Source organism: Streptomyces sp. NBC_00490, from assembly GCF_036013645.1.
In the GTDB taxonomy this organism is placed as follows: Bacteria; Actinomycetota; Actinomycetes; order Streptomycetales; family Streptomycetaceae; genus Streptomyces; species Streptomyces canus_F.
Map to the genome: position 1 here is coordinate 4,971,111 of NZ_CP107869.1, position 14,204 is coordinate 4,985,314.

Annotated in this window: 18 protein-coding genes; 9 read left to right on the top strand and 9 right to left on the bottom strand. The window is 71.5% G+C overall.

Annotated elements, in window-relative coordinates:
• Positions 1-12 precede the first annotated feature (12 nt).
• Entirely contained in the window at positions 13-438 is a 426-nt protein-coding gene (locus OG381_RS22395; protein ID WP_327717862.1) for a DUF2000 domain-containing protein, read from the bottom strand.
• A gap of 49 nt (positions 439-487) precedes the next feature.
• Between OG381_RS22395 and OG381_RS22400 the strand changes: the two genes are divergently transcribed.
• Together OG381_RS22400 and OG381_RS22405 are read left to right on the top strand one after the other, a co-directional pair.
• A complete protein-coding gene (locus OG381_RS22400) occupies positions 488-1,282 on the top strand; it encodes a helix-turn-helix transcriptional regulator (protein ID WP_327717863.1) in 795 nt (264 codons plus the stop codon).
• A 161-nt stretch (positions 1,283-1,443) separates the two neighbouring features.
• On the top strand, positions 1,444-1,854 hold the full coding sequence (locus OG381_RS22405; RefSeq protein ID WP_327717864.1) for a hypothetical protein: 411 nt from the start codon (positions 1,444-1,446) through the stop codon (positions 1,852-1,854).
• Between the two features lie 15 nt (positions 1,855-1,869).
• Here OG381_RS22405 and OG381_RS22410 read toward each other — a convergent pair whose 3' ends face one another.
• Positions 1,870-2,406, bottom strand: a complete 537-nt coding sequence (locus OG381_RS22410) for a YbjN domain-containing protein (RefSeq protein ID WP_327717865.1) — start codon at positions 2,404-2,406, stop codon at positions 1,870-1,872.
• Positions 2,399-3,736 carry a D-inositol-3-phosphate glycosyltransferase gene (gene mshA / locus OG381_RS22415; protein ID WP_327717866.1) on the bottom strand — a complete coding sequence of 446 codons (1,338 nt, stop codon included), beginning with the start codon at positions 3,734-3,736 and terminating at the stop codon, positions 2,399-2,401. Before mshA ends, OG381_RS22410 begins: the two co-directional genes overlap by 8 nt.
• 189 nt (positions 3,737-3,925) lie before the next feature.
• Between mshA and OG381_RS22420 the strand changes: the two genes are divergently transcribed.
• From OG381_RS22420 to OG381_RS22430, 3 genes are all read left to right on the top strand, one after another.
• Entirely contained in the window at positions 3,926-4,720 is a 795-nt protein-coding gene (locus tag OG381_RS22420) for a class I SAM-dependent methyltransferase (protein ID WP_327717867.1), read from the top strand.
• 192 nt (positions 4,721-4,912) lie between these two features.
• Complete coding sequence (locus tag OG381_RS22425) at positions 4,913-6,004, top strand: C40 family peptidase (RefSeq protein WP_327717868.1); 1,092 nt, start codon at positions 4,913-4,915, stop codon at positions 6,002-6,004.
• Between the two features lie 281 nt (positions 6,005-6,285).
• Complete coding sequence (locus OG381_RS22430) at positions 6,286-7,590, top strand: PP2C family protein-serine/threonine phosphatase (protein WP_327717869.1); 1,305 nt, start codon at positions 6,286-6,288, stop codon at positions 7,588-7,590.
• 113 nt (positions 7,591-7,703) lie between these two features.
• Here the strand turns inward: OG381_RS22430 and OG381_RS22435 are convergent, their stop codons facing one another.
• From OG381_RS22435 to OG381_RS22445, 3 genes are all read right to left on the bottom strand, one after another.
• Entirely contained in the window at positions 7,704-8,036 is a 333-nt protein-coding gene (locus OG381_RS22435; RefSeq protein WP_443062040.1) for a DUF2516 family protein, read from the bottom strand.
• 114 nt (positions 8,037-8,150) lie between these two features.
• Positions 8,151-8,804, bottom strand: coding sequence for a hypothetical protein (locus tag OG381_RS22440; protein WP_327717871.1), 654 nt, complete (start codon positions 8,802-8,804; stop codon positions 8,151-8,153).
• Between the two features lie 65 nt (positions 8,805-8,869).
• Entirely contained in the window at positions 8,870-9,409 is a 540-nt protein-coding gene (locus tag OG381_RS22445; protein ID WP_327717872.1) for a helix-turn-helix domain-containing protein, read from the bottom strand.
• 101 nt (positions 9,410-9,510) lie between these two features.
• Here OG381_RS22445 and OG381_RS22450 point away from each other — a divergent pair, with 101 nt between their 5' ends.
• On the top strand, positions 9,511-10,254 hold the full coding sequence (locus OG381_RS22450) for a VOC family protein (RefSeq protein ID WP_327717873.1): 744 nt from the start codon (positions 9,511-9,513) through the stop codon (positions 10,252-10,254).
• Between the two features lie 245 nt (positions 10,255-10,499).
• Here the strand turns inward: OG381_RS22450 and OG381_RS22455 are convergent, their stop codons facing one another.
• Positions 10,500-11,096: a TetR/AcrR family transcriptional regulator gene (locus tag OG381_RS22455; protein ID WP_327717874.1), complete on the bottom strand. Its 597-nt coding sequence runs from the start codon at positions 11,094-11,096 to the stop codon at positions 10,500-10,502.
• A gap of 99 nt (positions 11,097-11,195) precedes the next feature.
• Between OG381_RS22455 and OG381_RS22460 the strand changes: the two genes are divergently transcribed.
• Together OG381_RS22460 and OG381_RS22465 are read left to right on the top strand one after the other, a co-directional pair.
• Entirely contained in the window at positions 11,196-11,621 is a 426-nt protein-coding gene (locus OG381_RS22460) for a nuclear transport factor 2 family protein (RefSeq protein ID WP_327717875.1), read from the top strand.
• Positions 11,622-11,700: 79 nt separating this feature from the next.
• Entirely contained in the window at positions 11,701-12,294 is a 594-nt protein-coding gene (locus OG381_RS22465; RefSeq protein ID WP_327717876.1) for a DinB family protein, read from the top strand.
• 102 nt (positions 12,295-12,396) lie between these two features.
• On the opposite strand, the gene OG381_RS22470 is transcribed toward OG381_RS22465, so the two are convergent.
• Positions 12,397-12,756, bottom strand: coding sequence for a winged helix-turn-helix transcriptional regulator (locus OG381_RS22470; protein ID WP_327717877.1), 360 nt, complete (start codon positions 12,754-12,756; stop codon positions 12,397-12,399).
• A 45-nt stretch (positions 12,757-12,801) separates the two neighbouring features.
• On the opposite strand from OG381_RS22470, the gene OG381_RS22475 reads away from it, so the two are divergent.
• Complete coding sequence (locus tag OG381_RS22475) at positions 12,802-13,680, top strand: NAD(P)-dependent oxidoreductase (protein WP_327717878.1); 879 nt, start codon at positions 12,802-12,804, stop codon at positions 13,678-13,680.
• 9 nt (positions 13,681-13,689) lie between these two features.
• Here OG381_RS22475 and OG381_RS22480 read toward each other — a convergent pair whose 3' ends face one another.
• A complete protein-coding gene (locus tag OG381_RS22480; RefSeq protein ID WP_327717879.1) occupies positions 13,690-14,169 on the bottom strand; it encodes an HAD domain-containing protein in 480 nt (159 codons plus the stop codon).
• Positions 14,170-14,204: the final 35 nt, after the last annotated feature.

Genomic DNA, 14,204 nt, shown 5'->3' on the forward strand with positions numbered 1-14,204 from the left:
ACGGCAGGGCCCTCACGGATGCATCCGCGCCCCCTTCACCACCTTGTCCACCCCGTTCCTCGCCCCGTACACAGCCATCCCCACCACATCCAACTCCCCCGTCCCCACGGCCCGTACCGCCGCCCGGTTGTCCCGGTCGTTGCCCGTGGAGAACAGATCGCCCGTGAACACCGAGCACGGCAGCCCTCGGGACACCGCCCGCGCATGCGCCGCCGTCAGCGTCTCCTTCGTCCCCTCGAAAACCATCACCGGCTGCCGGAACATCGGCAGATAGACCACCCCGTCGGCGTCCTCGTACGGCTCCCCGACCACCTCGGGAACCACCGTGCCGAGGCCGCTGACCAGGAACGCGGTGACGTTCAGCCGCTGCCACGGCTCCAGGTCCTCCCGCAGCAGGACGGCGATCTTCGTGTCGAATCGGATGGGTGCTTCGCTCATGCCCTGAGACTGCCGGGCGGCCTACGACACCGTCTTGTACGTTCTTTGCATGGCCACCCGGCAGACCGTCTCCGCCTGGCGCCCCGCCGTCCCGGGCATCGTGGAGGTCTTCCACGCCCACTACACCGGGTACGCCTACCCGATGCACGTCCATGACGCGTGGACGCTGCTGATCGTGGACGACGGCGCCGTACGGTACGACCTCGACCGGCACGAGCACGGCACCCCGCACGACACGGTGTCCCTGCTGCCGCCGCACGTCCCGCACAACGGCTCCCCCGTCACGGCGGACGGTTTCCGCAAGCGGGTCGTCTACCTCGACACCTCGCTGCTCGGCGAGGATCTCGTCGGCTCCGCCGTCGACACCCCTGATCTGCGGGACCCCCTGCTGCGGCAGCGCGTCGGGCAGTTGCACCACGCCCTCGACCATCCCGGCGACGAGCTGGAGGCCGCGAGCAGGCTGACGTTCATCGGGGAACGGCTCACCGCACAGCTGCGGCCCCGCCTGGTCACCGACGTCCCGCGCGCCGACCCCGCCCTCGCCCGCCGGCTGCGCGAACTCCTCGACGAGCGGGTGGTCGAGGGGATCACCCTCGACGAGGCCGCCGCGCTGGTGCACGCGCATCCCGCCCATCTGGTACGGGCGTTCAGCACCGCCTACGGCATCGCACCGCACCAGTACCTCAACTCCCGCCGCGTCGACCGCGCCCGACGGCTCCTCCTGGACGGGGTGCGGCCGAGTGAGGTCGCCACCGCCACCGGCTTCTTCGACCAGTCCCATCTCACCCGGCACTTCAGGAAGTTGGTGGGGGTCACGCCCGGGCGGTACACAAAGGGAGCGTGAGACCTCGGATCACGGCAGGTCGGCGGCCGAAAGCGGACGCCCGTTCGAGAGGTTCGGCGGAAGACGCCCGTCCGGTGATCAATGCCGCTTAGCGTCGGTTCATGGACAACTCAGAGAACAACTCAGAGGAAACCCAAGGCACTTCACAGCCCGACCGCACCGTGAGAGTCAGACGTTTCTCGACCGCCGTCGTCGGCGCGGCCGCCCTGGTCGCCCTCAGCGTCGGGGCGGCCCTCGCGGCGACCTCGGACGAGGAGCCCACCTCCGAACCCTCCGTGGGGATCAGCGTCCCGGCGGACGGGGACACGGGCGGCTCCGGCGGGGGCGACACCACCGGCGGCAGCGAACCGAGCCCGATCCCGACGTTCACGGAACCGGACCACCCCACCGAGGAACCGACCGAGGGCCCCTCCGGCGAACCGTCCGCGCCCAGTGAGCTGGACGAGCTCAACCGCCGCATCTCCGAGCTCGACAAGAAGGTCGACGAGCTGCCCACCAAGAGGGAACTCGCGGACGCCCTGCGCGCGTTCGCCGACGAGCTCGACAAGAGCGACCCTTCCGGCGCGTCCTGACGCGCCGGCCCGGGGTCAGTCGGTCTGGTCGGGCCGGTCGGGCCGGTCGGGCCGGTCGGCCGGGCGCTGGGTCAGGTGGGCGAACGCGTCCAGGTTGCGCGTCGGCTCACCCCGGGCCACCCGCCACTCGTACTCCTTGCGGATCGCGGACGCGAAACCGAGCTCCAGCAGGGTGTTGAAGCTGCCGTCCGCCGCCTCCAGGGTCTGTCCCAGGAGGCGGTCGATCTCGTCGGCGGTGACGGCGGCGAGGGGGAGTTTGGCGGTGACGTAGACGTCGCCGAGCCGGTCCACGGCGTAACTCACGCCGTACAGCTTGAGGTTGCGCTCCAGGAGCCAGCGGTGGACGCCGGACTCGTTCTCGTCGGGGTGGCGGACGACGAAGGCGTTCAGGGAGAGGGAGTGGCGGCCGACCAGGAGCGAGACCGTCGTCTTCAGCTTGCGGGTGCCGGGGAGCTGGACGACGTAATTGCCGGGGGCCGGGCTCTCCCACTCCAGTTCGTTGTCCTGGAGGACAGCCTCGATGACCTGTGCCGCCTTCTGCTCCTCAGCCATGGTGGGAGCGTACGCGACGGCGGTGGGCCTGCATCGCGGCCGTGTAGACGTCCGCCGTCGCGGCGGCCGCGGTGTCCCAGCCGAAGGACTGCGCGTGCCGGGCGGCCGCCTCGCCCATGCGGGGCGCGAGGTGGGGGTCGTCGGCGAGGTCGCGGAGCACGCGCGCGTAGTCGGCGGGGTTGTGGCCTCGGACGAGGAAACCTGTCTGCCCGTCGCGCACGGCCACCGGCAGGCCGCCGACCGCTGCCGCGAGGACGGGGGTGCCGGCCGCCTGGGCCTCTATGGCGACCAGGCCGAAGGACTCGCTGTAGGACGGCATGACCAGCACGGACGCGGCCCGGAACCAGTCCGCGAGCTGTTCCTGGCCGACGGGCGGACGGAACCGTACGACGTCCGCGACGCCGAGCCGGGCGGCCAGCTTCTGCAGGCCCTCGGGCTTGGCGAGGCCGCTGCCGCTGGGGCCGCCGACGATGGGCACGACCAGACGGGAGCGCAGGTCGGGGCGTTCGTCGAGGAGGACGGCGACGGCGCGCAGGAGGACGTCGGGGGCCTTCAGCGGCTGGATGCGGCCCGCGAAGAGCGGGATGAGGGCGTCCTGGGGAAGGTCGAGGCGGGCGCGGGCGGCGGCGCGGCCGTCGGCGGGACAGAAGCGGTCCAGATTGACGCCGGGGTGGACCACGGCGACCTTGCCGGGGTCCGCGCTGTAGTGGCGTACGAGCTCGTCGGCCTCCTCCGCCGTGTTGGCGATGAGGCGGTCCGCGGCGTCGACGATCTGGGTCTCGCCGATGACCCGGGCGGCGGGTTCGGGGGTGTCGCCGTCGGCGAGGTTGGCGTTCTTGACCTTGGCCATGGTGTGCATGGCGTGGACCAGGGGGACGCCCCAGCGCTGGGCGGCGAGCCAGCCGACGTGGCCGGAGAGCCAGTAGTGCGAGTGGACGAGGTCGTAGTAGCCGGGGCGGTGGCCGGCCCATGCCTGCATCACGCCGTGCGTGAAGGCGCATAGCTGGGCGGGGAGCTCCTCCTTGGCGAGGCCCTCGTAGGGGCCGGCGTCGACGTGGCGGACGAGTACGCCGGGGGCGAGCTGGACCGTCGGCTCCAGTGCGGCGGTCGTCGCGCGCGTGAAGATCTCGACCTCGATGTTGATCGCGGCGAGGCGCTGCGCCAGCTCGACGATGTAGACGTTCATGCCGCCGGCGTCGCCGGTGCCGGGCTGGTGGAGCGGGGAGGTGTGCACGGAGAGCATCGCGATACGGCGGGGGCGGCGGTGCAGCCTCAGCCGCGGGGGTGCGGCCGGGGAGCGCCGCCCGAGCCTGCTGACGTACTGGCTCACGTGGCGGTCCTCCTCGCAGCGGGCATGCCTGACGGAGGGTGTGGGGAGCCCTCCACGGGGGTGCAACATCGGAGGAGCGGGTTCCCATTCCGGGCACGGTGAATTTTGCTGAGGCATTACCGGGGGTCGCTCAACTGTTCGGGCAACGGATGCGTCAGGAGTGTCTACGGCGCGCATACCCTCGTAGGCATGACCTCCCGCGCCGCCACCCGCCCCGTGGGCACAGTGACGCGCGGGACCACCAACCCCAACCGGCTGCGCCGTATGGACCGCTGGATCACCGCGGTCCACGGGCCCGGACTGCGGCACACCGACGACCCCCTCGCCATCGATCTCGGGTACGGCGCCGCCCCCTGGACCGCGGTCGAGCTGTTGCAGCGTCTGCGAACCGTCGCGCCACGCGCGCGTGTCGTAGGGGTGGAGATCGAGCCCGCCCGGGTCGCGGCCGCGAAGCCGTACGAGCGGGAGGGCCTCGAGTTCCGGCACGGCGGCTTCGAGGTGCCGGTCCCGTCGCGGCCGATGCTCATCCGGGCCGCCAATGTGCTGCGGCAGTACGAGGAGGGCGAGGTCGCCGAGGTGTGGGCGCGGCTGTGTGCGCGGCTCGCGCCGGGCGGGCTGCTCGTCGAGGGGACGTGCGACGAGATCGGGCGGCGGCATGTGTGGGTCGCGCTCGGACCGGAGGGGCCGCGGACGGTCACCTTCGCGACCCGGCTGGGCTCCCTGGAGCGGCCGTCCGACCTCGCCGAGCGGCTGCCGAAAGCCCTCATCCACCGCAACATCCCGGGCGAGCCCGTGCACGCCTTCCTCCGTGACTTCGACCGCGCCTGGGCCGCCGCCGCGCCCTACGCCTCGTACGGCGCCCGCCAGCGCTGGATCCGGGCGGTGCGGGAGCTGACCGCCGACTGGCCTGTGACCGATGGGCCGGTGCGCTGGCGGCAGGGGGAAGTCACCGTGGCATGGGGGGCGTTGGCCCCGCGCGGGTGAACCTCGCCCGTCCGCCTGACCTGCGGGGAACGATCTCCGTGAGTCGTTCGTCACAAAGGCGGGGAGATCGTCATGGGGCGGGTGGATCAGGGGGATGGACGTCGTACAGCCTCTGTCGTTTTCTGTCAGGACATGGCACGATCCCCGGGCGTCCGTAAGTTACTGACGGTAAATCAGGTGGGGGGCTGAGGTATGGGTGCGGGCAAGCGCGGGCTGTTGACGGCTGCTGTGACCGTGGTCTGCGCGGTCACGGTGCTCGCGGCGCCGGGCACGGCGTTCGCCAGCCCGAGCCCCAGTCCCAGTCCCAGTCCCAGTTCCACGCCTTCGGCATCCGCCACCACCGGGACCAACAAGGACCTCGAGGCCGTACACAAGCAGCTGGACGACCTCTATCACGCCGCCGCCGTCGCCACGGACGAGTACAACGCCGCCGAGGAAGCCGCCGACCAGCAGTCGGCCGCGATCGTGGCGCTGGCGAAGAAGATCGTCAAGGGCAAGGAGAAGCTGGCGGAGCTGGAGAAGCGCGCGGGCGACTCGGCCGCCGCCCAGTACCGCACCGGCGGACTGCCCGACGAGGCACAACTGATGCTCAGCGACGACCCGCAGCAGTTCCTCAACGGCGCGGGCCGGATCCTGCAGGGCCAGCGCGCCACCAAGGGCCTCATCGCGGAAATGACCCGCACCCAGGAGGACTTGGAACAGTACGCCAAGGACGCCTCCGCCCAGTGGAACAAGCTCGAGGCCAACCGGAAGACGAAGGCCGCCGCCAAGAAGAAGGTCAAGAAGCAGATCGCGGCGGCCGAGGAGCTCGAGTCCCAGCTGGAGAAGGAGGAGAAGGAGCGCCTCGCCCGGCTGGAGCAGCAGGCCGCCTATCAGGCGCAGACCGCCTGGCTGGACTCCGGGATCCTCGACGAGATCAACGGCAAGGCGTCCGCCCAGGGCAAGAAGGCCGTGGAGTACGCGAGCGCCCAGCTGGGCAAGCCCTACGAGTGGGGCGCCGAGGGGCCGGGCTCGTACGACTGCTCGGGGCTGACCTCGCAGGCCTGGGCCAGTGCCGGGCAGGCCATTCCGCGGACCTCGCAGCAGCAGTGGAAGCAGCTGAAGCACGTGGACGTCGCGCAGATGCGGCCCGGCGACCTCATCATCTACAACGCCGATGCCAGCCATGTGGCGATGTACATAGGCGACGGCGCGATCATCCACGCCCCGCGGCCCGGACGGACGGTGACCATCGCCGGGGCGGGCTCCCTGCCGATCCTGGCGGTCGTGCGTCCGGACGCCTGACGCACGGGCAGGTGAGCCCGCGGACCCCTGAGACCGGGGTCACGTGACGCACCGCACGCCGACGGGCTCCCAAACCCGGCGCCGACGTGACGTTCGTCATTCCCGCACCTCGGGCGGGGTGTCCAACTGCGGTACGGAACGCGGCATATGACAGCGGCCGCCTGCCGAGCCGGGTGCCGTACGCCATTCCGTTGCGGCGCCGAGTACCGCTATGGTCCCCGTCGGTGGGTCGAGGTCCCTCGCCCCGCCATGCCCTCGGGGGGAGGGAAGGACCCAAGACGATGCCCGTACCCGTACCGCGGCAGAGAGCGATCCCGGCCGTGGAAAGTGGTCAGGCGCCGGCCGCAACCGCAAGTGGCGGCCCTTCGAAGGAAGAGGCCCCGCGCACGGACGGCACGATCGAGAAGCACAACGGCACGACCCATCTGACGCTGCTGGTGATCGAGGACGATCCCGGTGGCTCGACGCTCGTGCCGGAGCTCCTCGACGCCGCCGGCAACCCCATCCGCGTCCGCACCGCCCGCAACCTCACCGAGGCCGAGCGGCTGCTCACCGACGACGTCCACTGCATCCTGCTGGACCTCGCCCTGCCCGCCCCCGTGCGCGGCGGCGACGACGAGCTCGCCGTGCTCAAGCACGTACTGGAGCTCGCACCCCGGCACGCCGTGCTCGCCCTCACCACCTCCGGCGACGCCGAGCGCGGCACGGAGGCCGTACGCGTGGGCGCCCAGGACTACCTCTTCCGGGACGAACTGGACAGCCGGCTGCTCAGCCGGGCGATCCGCTACGCCGTCGAGAGGAAACGTTCCGACACGGCCGAGCGGAGGCTCGCCGAGGGCCGCCTGCGGGCGCAGGAGAACCGCCGCCTGGAGCGGGGCCTGCTGCCCACGCCTCTCCTGGAGGGCTCCTCGCTGCGGTTCGCCGCGCGTTACCGGCCGGGCCGTTCGCGCGCGCTCCTCGGCGGCGACTTCTACGACGTCGTCCGCACCCCCGACGGCACGGTGCACGCCATGATCGGCGACGTCTGCGGGCACGGGCCCGACGAGGCCGCGCTCGGCGTGGAGCTGCGGATCGCGTGGCGGGCGCTGACCCTGGCGGGGCTGTGCGGGGACGAACTGCTCGGCACCTTGCAGCAGGTCCTGGAGCACGAGCGGTCCGACGACGAGATCTTCGCGACGCTGTGCACGGTGGACATCGCGCCGGACGGGCGCCGGGCGGGGCTGTGCCTGGCGGGGCACCCGGCGCCGCTGGTCGCGCGGCCGGGGCGGCCGGCACGGCTGCTGCCGTACGACAACAACGGGCCGGCGCTCGGGCTGCTGCCCGGTGCCCGGTGGCCGCGGATGCAGGTGGAGCTGGGGCGGGAGTGGAGTCTGATGCTCTACACCGACGGGCTGATCGAGGGGCGGATCGGGGCCGGCAAGGAGCGGCTCGGTCAGGACGGCATGGTGGAGATGGTCCGCCGGCAGCTGTCCGAAGGGCTGCAGGGGGAAGCGTTGCTGCGGGCGGCCGTCAGCGAGGTGCGGGAGTTGAACGGTGGCGAGCTGACGGACGACGTGGCTGTGCTGCTGCTGGATCGGACCGGGTGAGTTCGGGCGCGGGCCTGCCGTTGTGGGTTCCTGCCGTGTCCCGGGCGCGGGTCCGCTGTGGCTGGTCGCGCAGTTCCCCGCGCCCCTGGGTGGGTCGCGCCTGACGGCGTCTTCTACCTGCCGCCGTTGTACGGGCCGTACGGGCCGTCGCTGCTGCTGCCGCCGCGGCCCCTGCCTCCGCCTCCTGACACCTGGCGGAGTGCCGGGCGTACGTCGACGAAGAAGACGATCGAGGCGACCAGGCCCGCGAGTTGCAGGAAGAGCATCGGCACCAGGAGGTTCACCGCGACCGCCACGCCGAGGATGATCAGCCAGAAGCCCTTGTTGTTCTTGCTGGCCGCGCGGTACGCGTCCTCACGGAACAGGGCGGCCATCACGAAGGCCACCACCGCGAATCCCAGCATCGCGAGGTAGAGAATCCACATCAACCCCGCGAATCCCTGCATCAGCACAACGCCCACCACCTGACTCGGATCGTCGTTACGCGGTCACCGTACCCGGAGAACGGGCCGGGCACCCCAGGGGTGCCCGGCCCGTCGTACCGGTACCGGCCGCCTCGCCTACTTCGCGGGCGGGGTCGTCTTCTTGGCGGTGGTCTTCTTCGCCGGGGTCGTCTTCTTGGCGGTGGTGGTCTTCTTCGCCGGTGCGGCCGCGGCGGCCGGGGACTCGGCGGGCTTCGGCTCTTCCTTGACCTCGACGGGCTCGGCCTTGGGCTCGACGGCCACGGCCAGCTCCTCGATCTCCTCGGCGGCCTCGCCACGCCAGGTCTTCACGGCCTGCTCGCCGTGCTCGGCGACCTTCTCGTAGGTCTCGCGGGCCTTCACGGCGTACTCGGCGGCGACGCCGACGCCACGCAGGGCGAAGTCCTGGGCGCTCTCGCCGAACTTCTTCAGGTCGGCGTCGATGGTGGTGCCGAGCTTCTTGATGTCGCCGTCCAGGGTCGCGATGAACTCGCCGACCTTGGCCTGGAGGGACTCCTGCGCCCCCTTGGCCTTGGCGCCGGCCTCCTTGGCACGGGCGGCGGCCTTCTCCTGCACGGCCTTCGGGTCGGTGCCGCGCACGGCCTCGATACGGGCCGGGGCCTCGGCGCGCAGCTGCTCGACGATGCCGGGCACCTTCTTGGCCTCCTGGAGGGCGAGGTCACCGGCGCCGGCGAGGAAGTAGAGCGGGGTGGGGTCCGAAACGGCCTTGCGGATGTCGTCGGTGATGGCCATGGTGATGGTCCTCCCGGATCGCTTTCGTGTGAGGGTTTTGGTTCCGCGCTCGGTCGGCCGGTGTCTCAACTGGCCGTCTGCTGCGGGCCGGCGTCGCTGCCGTCGGTCGTGCGGGGGGCCGTGCTCTTCTTGCGGGTACGGCGCTCGGCGGTGCCCCGGGCTTCTTCGCCCGGGATGTCCGCCGCTACGGCGACCGTGGTGGCCTCCGCTTCGGGAGCGGGTGCCCCCTGTGAGCCGGTCTCCTCAGTGTCGGTCCCGAATCCGTTCTCCTTGCGGAAGGACTCGTAGATCTGGAGCAGCACCTGCTTCTGCCGCTCGTTGAGCGTCGGGTCGGCGATGATGACGGCGCGCGTCTCCACCTCGTCCCGGTCGCGCTCGGCGTCGAGGATGCCGGCACGGACGTACAGCGTCTCGGCGGAGATCCGCAGCGCCTTGGCGACCTGCTGCAGTACCTCCGCGCTCGGCTTGCGCAGCCCGCGCTCGATCTGGCTCAGATACGGATTGGACACCCCGGCGGCGTCGGCGAGCTGCCTGAGCGAGAGCTGGGCGTTTCGCCGCTGCTCGCGCAGGTACTCACCGAGATTGCCGACGTTGAGCGATGCCATGCCCCCACTGTGCCTCACCCTTGCTAACTATTGCAAGCAGGCGCTTGCAAAAGTGCTCCACGCCACGTGATCCGGCGGCGCGGGTGCATAAGATCGGCCGCATGGCACTGCGACCTGTTCAGCTGAACATCAAGGCCGTCGACGGCCCGGCGGTCGGCCGGTTCTGGGCCCAGGCGCTCGGCTGGAACCTTTTCCGACCCGGCGTGACCACGTATGTCGGACCCTCCGCCGAACTCGTCTGGCCGGACCCGGCGGGCGTCGGCATCGACATCGTGCCGGTTCCCGAACCCAAGACGGCGACGAAGAACCGTGTGCACCTCGATCTCGCCTCCACTTCCGCCGCCCATCAGGTGGAGTGGGTCGCGCGCCTGAAGGCGCTCGGTGCGACCCCTGTAGACGTGGGCCAGGGCGACGACGTGCCGTTCACGGTCCTCGCCGATCCGGAGGGCAACGAGTTCTGTGTGCTGGAGCCCCGGGAGATCCACCGGGACACCGGGCCGATCGCGGTGATGGTGGTCGACTGCGCGGATCCGCGGGCCATGGCCCGGTTCTGGGGTGAGGCGGTGGACTGGCCGCTGCACGAGGTGACCGACGACCACGCCTTGTTCCGCTCCCCCGAGGGCGTCGGCCCGTATCTCGAGTTCCTCCGCACGCCCGACGTGAAGACCGTGCCGGACCGTATCCATCTCGACCTGCTGCCGTATCCCGGTGACGACAAGGAGGCGGAGGTGGCCAGGCTGCGGGCCCTCGGCGCCGTCGACCTCGACCTCGGCCAGGGCGATGTGCCGTGGACGTGTCTGACCGACCCGGAGGGACACGAGTTCTGCGTCCTCGCCCCGTCCTGAGACGGCACGGCCCGCAGGTGCGAAGCAGGATCAGCCGACTATGGCTTGCAGGTGCGCTGCGAGATCAGCTCACGTCACCCACCGGCCTCAACCCGTCTGCCCCGACTGCCCCGTCAGCCCCGGAGGGGCACGAGTTCTGCGTCCTCGCCCCGTCCTGAGACGGCACGGCCCGCAGGTGCGAAGCGGGATCGGCTCGTCATGGCTTGCAGGGGCGGGGCGGGATCAGCTCACGTCTCCCACCGGCGTCAACCCGTCTGCCCCGCCTGCCCCGACTGCCCCGTCAGCGCCTTGACCGCCGGCCGCAGAAGTGCCGCGACGCGCTCGGGCGGGGCGTCATGGAGGGCGGGCAGGTCGAGGAGCTGGTGCCCGATGGTGACGCCCAGGAGGGTGGTGACGATCAGGGCGGCGCGCAGTTCGGGGTCCCCGGCCGTCGGCAGGGTGGCGGCGACGCCGTCGATCTGCCGGGCGAGGGCGGCGCGGGCGTGGTCGGCCGCGGCCGGGTCGGTGAGCATGGAGCGCATCATCGCCAGCGTGCCCTCGGGCAGACCGCCGAGCTTGAGGCCGAGCGTGGCGATGAGTTGATCGACCAGCGCGTCGGTGTCGGCGGGTGCCGGTGACACGGGCAGCGCCTGCACCGCCTGCGAGAACAGCTCGCGCTTCGAACCGAAGTACTGCATGACCAGGGCCGGGTCCACACCCGCCGCGGCCGCCACGGCACGGATGGTGGTGCGGTCGAAGCCCTTCTCCGCGAACAGCTCCCGGGCACTGTCGAGAATGCGCGCCTCGGTGGCCCGACGGCGGTCGGCGCGGGACCGATGGGGCGAGGAGGGGGACGTAGGCATCAATTGACTCTACAGCCGTTGACCGAACCACCCCGCCGTCCTTACGGTGATTGGGTCAACGCTTGTTGAGTGAAGGACCATACGACCGAGGTGGTCACCATGTCCGAACCGCAGCTCGCTCCCCTCCGCACCCCGCGCGAGGTGCTGGCCCGCTACTACCGGGCCATGGTCGACAAGTCCGCGGACGACCTCGCCGACCTGTACGCCGTGGACGCGGTGCACGAGTTCCCGTTCGCCGTCCCCGGCTTCCCCCCTCGCTACGACGGGCGCGAGGCCGTACGTGCGGGGTACCGGGTGGCCTGGGGCGGAAGCCCCGCCCAGGTGGACGAGATCAGGAAGGTCGCGGCCTACGAGTCCACCGAACCCGGCGTGATCGTCGCCGAGCATGTCGTGGTGGGGTCGGTGCCGCCCGGGCGCGGCTCCTTCACCGTCCCCGGCCTGCTCGTACTCCATGTCCACGACGGACTGATCACGCGGGCGCGCGACTACATGGACGCCTCGGGGGTCGCCGGCGCCCGCGGTTGAGCGCCCGGGACAGCCCTTCGCCCCGCCGCTCATGCGAAAAGCGGTGCGCGAAGATCGCCCGCGTCACAGACTGGCACGTATGACCGAAACGGATCCCAAAGACGTCCTCCGCTTCTACCTCCAGTCCGCCCGCGACGCCCTCCTCTGGAAGCTCGACGGGGTCTCCGAGTACGGCGTCCGCCGCCCCCTGACACCGACCGGGACCAACCTCCTGGGGCTGGTGAAGCACGCGGCCGGCGTGGAGTTGGGGTATCTGGGCGACACCTTCGGGCGCCCGTCCGGGGAGCGACTGCCCTGGCTCGACAGCGCCGCCGAGGCCAACGGCGACATGTGGGCCACCGCCGAGGAGTCGCGCGAGGACATCGTGGGCCTGTACCGCCGGGCATGGGCGCACGCGGACGCGACGCTCGACGCGCTCGCCCTGGAGACCGTGGGCAGGGTGCCGTGGTGGCCGGACGGCAAGGACGAGGTCACGCTGCATCACGCGATGGTCCGCGTGATCGCCGACACGCACCGGCACGCCGGGCACGCCGACATCCTCCGGGAGCTCATGGACGGTGCCGTCGGGATGAACCAGGGCAACGACAGCATGGCCTCGCAGGACCCGGCCTGGTGGGAGGCCTACCGGGAGCGGCTGGAGCGTGCGGCGCGGGAGGCCGACCGGATGAGCTGACCACGTACCCACAAAAAAGTGCGTACTTGGCAGCGGGACCGGGTGGATCAGAAGCTGGTCACGAAGGGCCGGCGAAGGAAAGGGGATCGGAAACCGGAGGGTTCAGGAAGCGGCCTGCTTCTCCATGTGGCGGTGGCCCCAGTCGGACAACGGGGCCAGCAGCTCGGAGAGTTCACGGCCGAAGGCGGTCAGGGAGTAGACCGTCTTGAGCGGCAGGACGTCATGCACCTCCCGGTGCACGAGACCGTCCGCCTCCATCGAGCGCAACGCCTGGGTCAGCACCTTCTCGCTGAGGCCCGGCAGTTGCCTGCGCAGCTCACCGGGCCGTTGCGGACCGGCCTCCAGCAGCCACAGCAGCGAGGTCTTCCACTTGCCGTCGATCACCGTGATCGCGGCGGTCACTCCGCAGGTGTTCATGTCCAGGACGCGCGCGCAGCCCATCTCCGCCCCCTTCGTCGTCATGTCCAACGGCCTGCCAATGGCCTCTGTTCCCATGGGAGTTGCAGCATGCCCGAGTCCTCTTCCGTCACCGTCCTCGGCCTGGGCCCGATGGGCCGCGCGCTGGCCGGTGCCTTCCTGGACGCCGGTCTGCGGACCACGGTCTGGAACCGCACCCCGGGCCGGGACCTCGACCTCAAGGAGCGCGGGGCGATCGGCGCCGCCTCGGCCGCCGAAGCGGTCGCCGCGAGCCCGCTGACGGTCGTCTGCGTGGTCAACTACGACGCCGCCGACACCTTCCTGCGTACGGGGCCCGTCACCGACGCCCTCAAGGGCCGTACCGTCGTGAACTTCTCCAGCGACGCCCCCGACCGCGCCCGCCGCACCGCCGACTGGGCCGCCGAGCACGGCATCCGCTACCTGGACGGCGCGATCATGACGCCGATCACGACCATCGGCACGCCCCACGCCGTCTTCCTGCACAGCGGGCCCGAGGACCTCTACGCCGAGCACCGCCCCGCCCTGGAAGCGCTGGGCGGCACCCACACCCACCTCGGCGCGGACCCCGGCCGGGCCGCCGCGCATGACATCGCCCTGCTCGACATCTTCTGGACGGCCACCGCGGGCTACGTCCACGCCCTCGCGCTGGCCCGCGCCGAGGGCATCACCGCCCGCGAACTGGCCCCCTTCGCCCAGGGCATCGGCGCGATCCTGCCGCCGCTGTTCGCCGAGTGGGCGGACGACATCGACGAGGGCACCTACTCCGGCGAGGGCAACCCGCTGACCTCGTCGGTCTCCTCGATGACCCACATCGTCCACACCGCCGAGGCGCACGGCATCGACACGGCCGTACTGCGCGCCGCCGAGGGCCAGGCCCGCCGCGCCGTCGGTCTGGGCCACGGGACGGACGGCATCACCCGGCTGACCGAGCTGCTGGGCCGCCGGTGATCCGGTGCGCTACGCCCGCCGGGACGCCAGCCAGTCCGCTACGACCGTGAGGTCCGCGTCGGTGATCCCGTACCGGTGATCGACGCGGTGGAGCAGGGCCGGTGCGGGGTGGTGGTCCGCCACCCACGCACGGTCCGCCGGCCCGATCTCGTCGTCGACCCAGACGAAGGGCCGCCCGGCCGCCCGGGCGAGGAGGGGCAGCGTCTTCCAGTGCAGGGCGCCCTGCTCCTCCCCGGCCGGGTCCGGCCAGTCCACGGCCGGCAGCGGGGGCAGCCCGAGCCAGGGGGCGAGGAGGTCGTTGGCGTCCTCCGTCGCCCAGGTCGTGGCCCATACGAGCTCGCAGCCCAACTCCGTGAGCCGCGGCCCCAGGCCGGGATCGACGCGGGTCAGCAGGGGATGTCCGGCGGCCGCCGGACCGTCGTAGAGCGGATACGGCCGCGAGGATCCGAACGGCAGGATCGTTCCGTCGATGTCGAGAAAGAGCATCATCGGCAGCCAGCATGCACCGCCCGCGCCCGCGTGCG

What these genes read in the sequence shown, in the direction of transcription:
- OG381_RS22395 (WP_327717862.1), bottom strand. Translation starts at nt 438, where the DNA reads ATGAGCGAAGCACCCATCCGATTCGACACGAAGATCGCCGTCCTGCTG.
- OG381_RS22450 (WP_327717873.1), top strand. Translation starts at nt 9,511, where the DNA reads ATGGCACTGCGACCTGTTCAGCTGAACATCAAGGCCGTCGACGGCCCG.
- OG381_RS22425 (WP_327717868.1), top strand. Translation starts at nt 4,913, where the DNA reads ATGGGTGCGGGCAAGCGCGGGCTGTTGACGGCTGCTGTGACCGTGGTC.
- OG381_RS22400 (WP_327717863.1), top strand. Translation starts at nt 488, where the DNA reads ATGGCCACCCGGCAGACCGTCTCCGCCTGGCGCCCCGCCGTCCCGGGC.
- OG381_RS22480 (WP_327717879.1), bottom strand. Translation starts at nt 14,169, where the DNA reads ATGATGCTCTTTCTCGACATCGACGGAACGATCCTGCCGTTCGGATCC.
- OG381_RS22430 (WP_327717869.1), top strand. Translation starts at nt 6,286, where the DNA reads ATGCCCGTACCCGTACCGCGGCAGAGAGCGATCCCGGCCGTGGAAAGT.
- OG381_RS22445 (WP_327717872.1), bottom strand. Translation starts at nt 9,409, where the DNA reads ATGGCATCGCTCAACGTCGGCAATCTCGGTGAGTACCTGCGCGAGCAG.
- OG381_RS22475 (WP_327717878.1), top strand. Translation starts at nt 12,802, where the DNA reads ATGCCCGAGTCCTCTTCCGTCACCGTCCTCGGCCTGGGCCCGATGGGC.
- OG381_RS22460 (WP_327717875.1), top strand. Translation starts at nt 11,196, where the DNA reads ATGTCCGAACCGCAGCTCGCTCCCCTCCGCACCCCGCGCGAGGTGCTG.
- OG381_RS22410 (WP_327717865.1), bottom strand. Translation starts at nt 2,406, where the DNA reads ATGGCTGAGGAGCAGAAGGCGGCACAGGTCATCGAGGCTGTCCTCCAG.
- OG381_RS22420 (WP_327717867.1), top strand. Translation starts at nt 3,926, where the DNA reads ATGACCTCCCGCGCCGCCACCCGCCCCGTGGGCACAGTGACGCGCGGG.
- OG381_RS22465 (WP_327717876.1), top strand. Translation starts at nt 11,701, where the DNA reads ATGACCGAAACGGATCCCAAAGACGTCCTCCGCTTCTACCTCCAGTCC.
- OG381_RS22470 (WP_327717877.1), bottom strand. Translation starts at nt 12,756, where the DNA reads ATGACGACGAAGGGGGCGGAGATGGGCTGCGCGCGCGTCCTGGACATG.
- OG381_RS22440 (WP_327717871.1), bottom strand. Translation starts at nt 8,804, where the DNA reads ATGGCCATCACCGACGACATCCGCAAGGCCGTTTCGGACCCCACCCCG.
- OG381_RS22455 (WP_327717874.1), bottom strand. Translation starts at nt 11,096, where the DNA reads ATGCCTACGTCCCCCTCCTCGCCCCATCGGTCCCGCGCCGACCGCCGT.
- OG381_RS22435 (WP_443062040.1), bottom strand. Translation starts at nt 8,036, where the DNA reads ATGCAGGGATTCGCGGGGTTGATGTGGATTCTCTACCTCGCGATGCTG.